This is a genomic window from Streptomyces sp. NPDC014733, from assembly GCF_043083385.1.
Classification (GTDB): Bacteria; Actinomycetota; Actinomycetes; order Streptomycetales; family Streptomycetaceae; genus Streptomyces.
The window spans coordinates 66852-76144 of sequence record NZ_JBIBYO010000019.1; the positions used below are offsets into that span (position 1 = coordinate 66852).

Annotated in this window: 10 protein-coding genes and 2 pseudogenes; 7 read left to right on the forward strand and 5 right to left on the reverse strand. The window is 74.9% G+C overall.

Translation table 11 applies throughout. The features are described 5' to 3' along the window. The first annotated feature begins 85 nt into the window (after nt 1-85). Both ACF1BH_RS28890 and ACF1BH_RS28895 read left to right on the forward strand, forming a co-directional pair. Nucleotides 86-871 carry an SDR family NAD(P)-dependent oxidoreductase gene (locus tag ACF1BH_RS28890; RefSeq protein ID WP_391647221.1) on the forward strand — a complete coding sequence of 262 codons (786 nt, stop codon included), beginning with the start codon at nt 86-88 and terminating at the stop codon, nt 869-871. Between the two features lie 73 nt (nt 872-944). Continuing rightward, nucleotides 945-1550, forward strand: coding sequence for a TetR family transcriptional regulator (locus ACF1BH_RS28895; protein WP_391647223.1), 606 nt, complete (start codon nt 945-947; stop codon nt 1548-1550). A gap of 73 nt (nt 1551-1623) precedes the next feature. Here ACF1BH_RS28895 and ACF1BH_RS28900 read toward each other — a convergent pair whose 3' ends face one another. The 3 genes and pseudogenes from ACF1BH_RS28900 to ACF1BH_RS28910 all read right to left on the reverse strand — a co-directional run. Beyond that, nucleotides 1624-1911 carry a DUF397 domain-containing protein gene (locus ACF1BH_RS28900; RefSeq protein WP_391647225.1) on the reverse strand — a complete coding sequence of 96 codons (288 nt, stop codon included), beginning with the start codon at nt 1909-1911 and terminating at the stop codon, nt 1624-1626. Continuing rightward, nucleotides 1893-2446, reverse strand: a pseudogene (locus ACF1BH_RS28905) (DUF5753 domain-containing protein). Before ACF1BH_RS28905 ends, ACF1BH_RS28900 begins: the two are co-directional and overlap by 19 nt. A 129-nt stretch (nt 2447-2575) precedes the next feature. Further along, nucleotides 2576-2734 (reverse strand): annotated as a pseudogene (locus ACF1BH_RS28910) (helix-turn-helix domain-containing protein); the annotation flags it as partial. Between the two features lie 297 nt (nt 2735-3031). On the opposite strand from ACF1BH_RS28910, the gene ACF1BH_RS28915 reads away from it, so the two are divergent. Together ACF1BH_RS28915 and ACF1BH_RS28920 are read left to right on the forward strand one after the other, a co-directional pair. After that, nucleotides 3032-4063, forward strand: a complete 1032-nt coding sequence (locus ACF1BH_RS28915; RefSeq protein ID WP_391647227.1) for a cation diffusion facilitator family transporter — start codon at nt 3032-3034, stop codon at nt 4061-4063. 74 nt (nt 4064-4137) lie between these two features. Continuing rightward, a complete protein-coding gene (locus ACF1BH_RS28920; protein WP_391647230.1) occupies nt 4138-4671 on the forward strand; it encodes a GNAT family N-acetyltransferase in 534 nt (177 codons plus the stop codon). 49 nt (nt 4672-4720) lie between these two features. Here ACF1BH_RS28920 and ACF1BH_RS28925 read toward each other — a convergent pair whose 3' ends face one another. Next, on the reverse strand, nt 4721-5119 hold the full coding sequence (locus ACF1BH_RS28925; RefSeq protein ID WP_391647232.1) for a VOC family protein: 399 nt from the start codon (nt 5117-5119) through the stop codon (nt 4721-4723). Between the two features lie 408 nt (nt 5120-5527). Here ACF1BH_RS28925 and ACF1BH_RS28930 point away from each other — a divergent pair, with 408 nt between their 5' ends. Together ACF1BH_RS28930 and ACF1BH_RS28935 are read left to right on the forward strand one after the other, a co-directional pair. Further along, nucleotides 5528-6277 (forward strand): hypothetical protein, encoded by a 750-nt coding sequence (locus tag ACF1BH_RS28930; RefSeq protein ID WP_391647234.1) that lies wholly within the window; start codon nt 5528-5530, stop codon nt 6275-6277. Between the two features lie 193 nt (nt 6278-6470). Next, nucleotides 6471-7463 carry a hypothetical protein gene (locus ACF1BH_RS28935; protein WP_391647236.1) on the forward strand — a complete coding sequence of 331 codons (993 nt, stop codon included), beginning with the start codon at nt 6471-6473 and terminating at the stop codon, nt 7461-7463. A gap of 109 nt (nt 7464-7572) precedes the next feature. Here the strand turns inward: ACF1BH_RS28935 and ACF1BH_RS28940 are convergent, their stop codons facing one another. Next, complete coding sequence (locus ACF1BH_RS28940; RefSeq protein ID WP_391647239.1) at nt 7573-8514, reverse strand: NADP-dependent oxidoreductase; 942 nt, start codon at nt 8512-8514, stop codon at nt 7573-7575. A 292-nt stretch (nt 8515-8806) separates the two neighbouring features. On the opposite strand from ACF1BH_RS28940, the gene ACF1BH_RS28945 reads away from it, so the two are divergent. Next, a partial coding sequence (locus tag ACF1BH_RS28945) for an ATP-binding cassette domain-containing protein (protein ID WP_391647241.1) occupies nt 8807-9293 on the forward strand: 487 nt, incomplete at its 3' end.

Sequence of the window (9293 nt, forward strand, 5' to 3'; positions counted from 1 at the left end):
GGGTCACCCGCCCGGAAATCCACGGGCCCGCACCGGACCACGCAGGGACGCCATCGGGGACGAAGGAAGACGAAGGAGAAGCACCATGAACCGCTACGAAGGACGCCGGGCGCTGGTCACCGGCGGTGGCTCCGGCATCGGTCAGGCCACCGTGCTGCGGATGCTCGCCGAGGGCGGCACCGTCGTCGCCGCCGATGTGAGCGAGGACGGGCTGCGCGACACCGCCGCCAAGGCGGGCGCCCACGCCGACCGGCTCACCACACAGATCGTCGACATCGCCGACGAGACCTCGGTCCGCGCGGGCGTCGCCGCCGCCGTCGCCACGCTCGGCGGCCTGGACGCCCTGGTCAACGCGGCGGGCATCCTGCGCTCCTCGCACACCCACGAGACGTCTCTGGCGTCCTTCACGAAGATCCTCCAGGTCAACCTGGTCGGCACCTTCCTGGTGATCCGCGAGGCGCTGCCCGCGCTCCGCGACGGCCACGCCCCCGCCGTCGTCAACTTCAGCTCCACCTCCGCCCAGTTCGCGCACCCGTACATGGCGGCGTACGCGGCGAGCAAGGGCGGCATCCAGTCCATGACGCACGCCCTGGCCAGCGAGTACGCGAAGGACGGCATCCGTTTCACCGCCGTGCAGCCCGGCTCCATCTCGTCCGGGATGACGGACGCCAGCGGCGCCAGCAAGCAGAGCGCCGGGCCTGGGCTGCCCGCCGACGCCGACATGAGCCTCTTCGCGAAGCTCTCCCCGGCGCTGGGCAGCGGCTTCGCCGGGCCGGAGACCGTCGCCTCCGTCGTCGCGATGCTCGCCTCCGAGGACGGCGCGTTCGTCACCGGTACGGAGATCCGCATTGACGGCGGAACGCACTTCTGACCGCCGCCACCTGGCACGACGTGCCGGGGCGCCGGGCCGCGCCGGTCCGGCGCCCCGTGTCTAAGGTGGTCCGGTGAACCTCACCGAACGCCGTAAGGCCGCCACCCAGTTGGAGATCGCCCGCGCCGCCGCGGCGCTGTTCGCGCAGGACGGCTCGGACGGCACCACCGCCGAGGCCATCGCCGAGCGCGCCGGGGTCAGCCTGCGGACGTTCTACCGCTACTTCCGCACCAAGCAGGAGGCGGTCGCCCCGCTGCTCTCCTTCGGCGCCCGCCGCTGGCAGGAACTGCTGGCCGCCGTGCCGAAGGACGTCCCGCTGCCGGACGCGCTGACGCAGGCGGCGGTCGGGTCCATGGCGGACGAGGAGGCGGCGACCGCCGAGTCCCTGGAGTGGACCCGCGGCCTGCTGCGCGCCACCTCCGGTGACCCGGCGCTGGCCGCCGTCTGGGCCCGCGTCAACCACGACTCCGAACAGCGGCTCGCCCCGCTGCTGGCCGAGCGCACCGGCGCCGCCCCCGACGCCCTCGATGTGCGGCTCGCCGCCGCCGCCGCGACCGCCGCGATCCGCGTCGCCGTCGAGACCTGGGCGTTCAGCGACGCCCCGACCGCCGAGGCAACACCCGTCGCGGAACTGGCCGCCGAGGCGATGCGGACGCTGACCGCCGGGCTGCGGGCCTAGACGACGGCGGCGGGGCGGCGACGGTTCTCCCGTCGCCGCCCCGCCGTACCGTTCAGCGGTACTCCCGCCCGCCTCAGGCGCCGAGCGCCCCGCCGCGCACCGCACCGACGAACGCCGCCCACGCCGGCGCCTCGAAGACCAGCGCCGGACCCTGCGGATCCTTGCTGTCCCGGACGGGGACGAGGGAGGGGTGACCGTCGGCGATCTCGATGCACTGGCCGCCGTCCGAATTGCTGTAGCTGGACTTACGCCAGGTGGCCGACGCCAGGAAGTCGTCGGAGACCTCGATGCACTCGCCGCCGTCCGAGTTGCTGTAGCTGCTCTTGCGCCAGGTCGCAGCGCTCAGGTCGATGGATCGCACGGCAACTCCTCCAACATCCGCATGATGAACTTCCGCGACTCAAGCGGTGTGAGCGCAAGGTCACGCACCGCATCGTACGCGAGCTGAAGACGCTCAACAGGGCCTGATTCCTCGATGAGTTCACCGCGGTAGGCGTTCTCCGCGTACGCCACCGTGGCCCCGTTCTCATCCGCAGAAACATCATGCTGGTGCTGTCCAGTCCATGCAGCCCAGCGCTGAACGGCAGCACCTGGATCATCACGTTCGGACGGTCGGCCATCTCCAGCAGATGCTCCAACTGCTCCCGCCAGGCGGCGGTGTCCCGGAGTGACGTCCGCAGCACAGCCTCGGAGAGGATCGTGCGGAAACGCGGCGCCATCTCCCCGTCCAGCCGCTCCCGTCGCCCTATCCGCGCACCGACCTGGCGGTCCAGCTCCTCGCCCGTGAGGCCGCCCGCTGCCAGCAGCTCCCGCGCGTACGCCTCGGTCTGCAACAGGCCCGGCAGGACGCTCACCGCGTGGTGCCAGAGGCTGATCGCCTCCTCCTCGAATTTCATGTAGCGGCGGTAGCGCTCGCGGAACCGCCGGGGGTCGCCCGCCGCCAGCTCCCAGAGCGTCAGCAGCAGAACGCCGGTTTCGTAGTGCTGGTCCAGTGCCTGGACGACATCCGGACTGCCGATCGTGTGGCCGGTTTCGATCTTCCCGAAAAGCGAGGCGTCCCAGCCCATCACCTCCCCCAGCTCGCGGAAGCTGTACCCCTTCTTCAGCCGCAGCCGTCGGCACTCCTCCGCGAACCGTTGCCCCGGGTCCTGACTGAGCCCGCTGATGGCCCTCCTCGGTGGCATCCGCACCCCTCCTCATCTCGTCACGTAACGACAGTGCGACGCAATGTAGTTGCCGCTTCCGGGTCCCGCAGGCGTACCGGGCGCCGCTGCGGGGGCGCGTGGAGCGGGGCGGCGGCGCGGGCGGAAACGGAGCGCTTCAGTCCGGCTGGAGGCTGTCGGAACCACCGCTCTGACCTGCGCTTTTACGCCGTTGGACGGGAATGACAACGGTCACCGATGCAGCCTTTGAAAGAGCGGAAAAAGTGCGCTTTGCTGCGCATGAACGCCCCAGGACGACGACCCGGAACGGAGCGCGCCTTGAGCGAGCACGCCCACGACCATGCCCACGGCCACGGCCCCGGCGGACACAGCCACGCGCACACCGTCTCGCCGGACGCCGACCGCCGCTGGCTGCGCGCCGCGCTCGTGCTGATCTGTGCGTTCATGGCGGTCGAGGTCGTCATCGGCGTCGTCGCCAGCTCCCTGGCGCTGCTCTCCGACGCGGCGCACATGCTCACCGACGCGGCGTCGATCGTGCTCGCGCTGGTCGCCATGCGGCTCGCCGCCCGGCCCGCCCGCGGCGGCTACACCTACGGCCTCAAGCGCGCCGAAATCCTCTCCGCGCAGGCCAACGGCATCACGCTGCTGGTGCTGTCGGCGTGGCTGGCGTACGAGGCGGTGCGGCGGCTGATCGAACCGCCCGAGGTCACCGGCGGACTGGTGCTGGTCACGGCGCTGGCGGGGGTGGTCGTGAACCTCATCGCGACATGGTTCCTCTCCCGCGCCAACCGCTCCAGCCTCAACGTCGAGGGCGCCTACCAGCACATCCTGACCGACCTCTTCGGCTTCGTCGCCACCGCCGTCGCCGGGCTCATCGTGTGGACCACCGGCTTCGCCCGCGCCGACGCGCTCGCCACGCTCGTCGTCGTCGCGCTGATGCTGCGCGCCGGGTACGGGCTGGTGCGCGAGTCCGGGCGGATCTTCCTGGAGGCGGCGCCCGCCGGCGTCGACCCGGACGCGCTCGGTGACCGTCTGGTCGCGGCGGACGAGGTCACCGAGGTCCACGATCTGCACCTGTGGCAGATCACCTCCGGGGAGCCCGCGCTCTCCGCGCACATCCTGGTGGCCCCGTCCGGCGACTGCCACAAGGTCCGCCGCCGCCTCCAGGAGCTGCTGAGCACCGAGTACGGGATCACCCACGCCACGCTCCAGGTCGACCACGTCGGGGAGCGGGACGCCGACACCGTGCTGCACGTCGGCTCCGGGCCCGCGCCCGAGGCGGCGCCCGGCCGCGGCCACTGCGAGGACGCCCACGGCCCGATCCACCGCCGGGGACCGCACCACCACTGACCGGCCCCGCCTCCGCCGTCGGCAGCACCACCGGCCCGACGGCCCGCCGGCATCCGCCTTCGGAAGGGAACGCCATGCTCGACCTGCGCCCGGCCCGCGTCACCGACCACCCCACGCTCGTCCGCTGCGTACAGACCTGGTGGGGCGACTCCCGCACCCCGGAACAGGCCCGCGAACTCTCCCTCCTGCTGCCCCGTCTCTTCCTCCAGTTCTTCTCCCGGACGAGTCTGATCCTGGAGGAGCCGACCGGTGCGCCGGGGGACGGCGGCGAGGACGGCCGGGTCCGGGCGTTCCTCGTCGGCTTCCACGCGCCGGAGAACACCACCGACGCGTACATCCACTTCGTCGGGGTGCATCCCGCGCTCCGGGGGCAGGGCGTCGGCCGGCGGCTCTACACGGCGTTCCTCGCCCGGGCGGCGGAGGCGGGCCGCACCGGCGTCCGCGCGATCGTCTCCCCGGGGAACGCCGCCTCGCTCGCCTTCCACCAGGCGATGGGGTTCGTCCCGGAGGGCGACGGGGACCGGGTCGTCGGCGGGCTGCCGGTGCACGCGGACTACGACGGGCCCGGGGAGGACCGGGTCTGCTTCCACCGGCGGATCGGCGGCTGAGGGGCGCCCGGTCGGCCCGGGGCGCGGCGCGGCAGGTGTCGCCCGCGCCCTACGCGCTGTGCACGAGCTGGATCAGATTGCCGCAGGTGTCGTCCAGGACCGCGGTGGTGACCGGGCCCGTCGTCACCGGCTCCTGGGTGAAGTGGACGCCGAGCGCGCGCAGCCGGTCGTGCTCGGCGGGCACGTCGTCCACGGCGAACGAGGCGGCGGGGATGCCGTCCAGGAACAGCGCCGCCTTGTACGGCGGCACGGCGGAGTGGCCGGAGGGCTCCAGGAGGAGTTCGGTGCCGTCGGGGTCCTCCGGGGAGACCACGGTCAGCCAGCGGTCCGCGTCCGCGCCCTCGCCCAGCGGGACGTCATGCTTCGTCTCGAACCCCAGCATCTCGGTGTAGAAACGCCGGGCCTTCGCCTGATCGTCGACGAACACGCTGGTCAGGTGGATTCTCATGGAGTGCCCTCCGGTGCCGGTACCTGAGCTGTCGAGGATGCGCCACCGGGTGGCCCGCCCGGCACCGCGACACCGCCGACGGCCGTGCCTCGACGGTATGCACCGTAAGCGGTGGCCGGGCGCCCAACAATCGGGGGCGGGCCGGCGGAGTGGCCGGCCCGCTACACGGGTGCGGGGCGCGCCGGATCGTCCTGCCCCGCCGCGGCGGGCTCGTCGTCCGCGGCGGGGCCACCGGGCCGCTGCCCGGGGGAGGGCGGGCGCCGCCCCCGGGTGGTGCCCGGTCCGGCGCCCGGTGTGGCGCCCCCCGTGTCGCGTCCGGCCGTCCGGCCGCCACCGGGCGGGTGAACCGTGGCCGTGACCCGGTGGCGGTGGGGCCCCGGGGGCGGTGGGCGATGCTCGGATGGGCGGATGCGAACCCTCCTCCTGAGCGCCCTGCTGTGCACCGCCGCCGCCCTCCCCGGACGCGCCGTGGCCGCCGGGCCCCCGGCGGAACCCGCGCCGCCGCAGGTGGCGGTCGAGGTCAGCGACGGCACCGACGCGGCGGAGGCGGGCGACCGGCTCGACTACCGCATCACGGTCCGCAACCTCGGCGACGCCCCGCTGCGCGGCGCCCGCATCGAGGCCCGGCTGCCCGCCACCACCGAGTCCGCCGACGCGCCCGAGGGCCGCGTCACCGACGACCACACCGCCGTGTGGCACGCCGACCTCGCCCCGGGCGCCTTCCGGGTTCTGACCGCCAGCGCCGTCCTCGGCGACCGCCCCGACGGCCCCTCCGCCGCCCCCGGCACGCTCCGCGCCGCCACCACCGTCTGCGTCCACGCCCCGGGCGTCGCCGCCCCCGCCGCCTGCACCGGCGACATCGACGACCTGCCCGAAACCCACGGCGGCGCCGCCGGCCACCCCTGGCTGTCCTGGACCTCCTGGACCCTGTGGCTGCTCGTCGCGGGGCTGCTCACGGCCGCCGGACTCCTGCGCCGGGGACGGCGGCGCACGGCAGCGGCGGCGGCAGCGCCGGCGGCACCGGCCGCCGCAACCGTCCCGTCCGCCGCCCCGCCCGCCGTGCCCCCGGCGCCCGCGGCACCCGGCGGGCCCACCGGGCCGCCGCCCCCCGCCTCGCCCGCGTCGCCCGCGCCGAGCGCCACCACGGCCCGGACCTGACGGCGGAGGGGCACGCCCCGACCGGCGCGCGGCCCCCGACCGGCGGCGCACGCCCGGTCGCCGCACGCCCCCGGCCGGGCCGGCCGGCGGGCCCCGGCTCACCCGTCTGCCCCGCCGCCGGTCGCGGTCGGCCGCGGGCCCCGCTTGCCTGAGAGACGGCCCCGCCCGCCGCCGTACGGAAGGAGCGCACGACGTGACCGCGAGCGCACCCCCGCGTGCGAGCGACCGCCGCACGGCGCGCGAGGGAACGCCCCGCGCCCCTCGGCGGCCCGGCCGGGCGGGCGCCGCCACCGTGCTGCTGCTCCTGGCCGCGCTGCTGGCACCGGTCTCCCTGGCCGGTGTCTGGGCGCGCGACCAGCTCACCGACACCGGGCGGTACGTCACCGCCGTCGCGCCGCTCGCCCGCGACCGCACCATCCAGAACGCGATCGTCGACGACGTCACCACCGGGGTGATGGGCCATGTCCGCCTCGACGGGCTGCTGTCCGCCATCCCCCGGCCGCAACGCCCCGCGCTGCGCGAACGGTTCACCCGCGGCCTCCGCGAATTCGTCGACAAGCAGGTCCGGCAGGTCGTGACCGGGCCCTCGTTCCCCGCCGTGTGGCAGCAGGTGCACCGCACCGCCCACCAGGAGCTCGACGCCACCCTCGGCGCCTCCGGCGACGCCCCCGTCCGCCTCGACGTCGCCCCGGTCATCGAGCGCGTCAAACACCAGCTCTCCGCCAACGGGCTGGGGATCGACATCGCCCGCCGGGTCCCGCACACCGGCACCGAGATCGTCCTGCTGTCCGCCGCCGACGTGCCCCGGGCCCGCACCGCCTACGAGACCGTACGGACCACGGCGCGGGCGGCGCCCCCGGCCGCCGCGCTCTGCCTCGCCGCCGGACTCCTGCTGGCCCGCCGCCGGCGCCGCGCCCTGACCGCCACGGCGCTGCTCGGCGCCGCCGCCACCGCCGCGCTCGCCGCGGCCCTCGCACCGGCCCGCACCCGGGCGCTGGACGCGCTCCCGCACGCGGTCCCGCGCCCGGCGGCGGCCGCGTACACGGACGCGCTCACGGCGTCGCTGCACACGGGCCTCACGGGGCTGCTCTGCGGAGCCCTGGCGACCGCCGCGCTGGCCGCCGCGAGCGGCCCCGTGGCGCGGGCCGTACGCGGCGCCCTGGGAAAGCGCCGCGGGGCCGTCTGAGGACGTCCGGCGGACGCCGCACGCCACACGCCACGCGGCCCCGCGGAAAGCTCCCGCGGGGCCGCGTGGCGTGCGTACCGGGCCGTGCGTACCGGCCGGACGCCGGGCGCTACATCACCAGCACCGTCTTCCCCTGGGCGCGGCCCGCGCGCTGCTCGGCCACCGCCGCCGGGGCCTCCTCCAGCGGGACCTCCCTGCCGACCAGGACCGTCAGACGGCCCGCGTCGACATGTCCGGCGAGGATCTCCAGCAGCTGCGGGGACGGCCGGTTGACGAAGTTGAAGCCGCGGAGGTTGTGGTCGGTCAGGACGTCCGCGTCGGCCGCGCCGATCGTCGACACCGCCGTCCCGCCGTCCCGCACCGTCCGCATCATGTCGGTGAACCCGTCCGCGTCGCTGACCAGGTCGATCAGGACGTCGACGCCGTCCGGATGGGCGGCCAGCACCTGGTCGGCGACGGGCCCCGCCTCATGGTTGACGACCTCGGCGGCGCCCAGGGTCAGCATCAGATCCGCCATCACCGGCCGGGCGGTCGCGATGACCTCGGCGCCGCGCCCGTGGGCGATCTGGGTGACGAAGGTGCCGACGCCGCCGGTCGCCCCGACGACCAGCACCCAGCTGCCCTCCCCGATACGGGTCTCCTCCACGAGGTTGTACGCCGTCATCCCGGCCGTGGGGACCGCCGCCGACGTCGCGTAGGTGACGCTGCGGGCCGCGTGCGCGAGGGACTGCTCGTCGGCGAGGGCCAGCTCCGCGTACGAACCGCCGCCGTGCTCCGGCCGCTGGAACGTGCCGAAGACCGCGTCCCCGGCCGTGAAGCGCCGCACGCCGGTCCCCACGGCCAGCACCTCGCCCGCCCCGTCCGCGCCCATGACGAGCGGGAACGACGCGCTGACGGCATCGCCGAACATCCCGTCCGCGATCTTCCAGTCGATGGGGTTGACCCCGGCGGCGGACAGCCGCACCAGGACCTCCCCCGGCCCTGGCTCGGGCTGGGGCAGCTCCATGAGCTGCGGCTCGGCACCGAATGCGCTGACTGCTACGGCTCTCATCGTGCGTTCCCTTCCACCCGTCCGACCGGAGGCCGGGCGCGATCGTAAGCACGCCGGGCGGGCCCGACGCGGCAGGCGGAAAGGCGGCGCCGCCGAAGCAACTCGTACGGCCCCCGCGCCGCGCCCCATCCGGCCGCCGCACCCGATTGCCGGGCGTCACGCCCCCACGAAGAGCGGAAAGACGCCCCTCAGCGGCCCGGATGGCCGTCCCTCCCCGGGGTGCGCCGGTGACCGCCCCACCCGATTGCCGGGAGGAGAGGACCGGCGCGGCCCGGTGGGTTGGAATGGGCGGATGATCCGCTTCACGTCGGTGACCAAGCGCTACCCGGACGGGACGACCGCCGTCGACGGTCTCTCCTTCGAGGTCGCGGAGGGGGAACTGGCCACCCTCGTCGGCCCGTCGGGGTGCGGCAAGACCACCACGATGATGATGGTCAACCGGCTCATCGACCCCACCGAGGGCACCATCCACGTCGGCGGCGAGAACATCGCGGACGTGGACCCGGTCCGGCTGCGCCGGCGGATCGGCTACGTCATCCAGCAGACCGGGCTCTTCCCGCACCGGACCGTGCTGGACAACACCGCGACGGTCCCGGTGCTCACCGGCTGGAAGCGGTCGAAGGCCCGGCAGCGGGCGGCGGACCTCCTCGACCTCGTCGGCCTCGACCCCGCCGTCTACGGGCCCCGCTACCCCGACCAGCTCTCCGGCGGCCAGCGCCAACGCGTCGGCGTCGCCCGCGCCCTCGCCGCCGACCCACCCGTCCTCCTCATGGACGAAC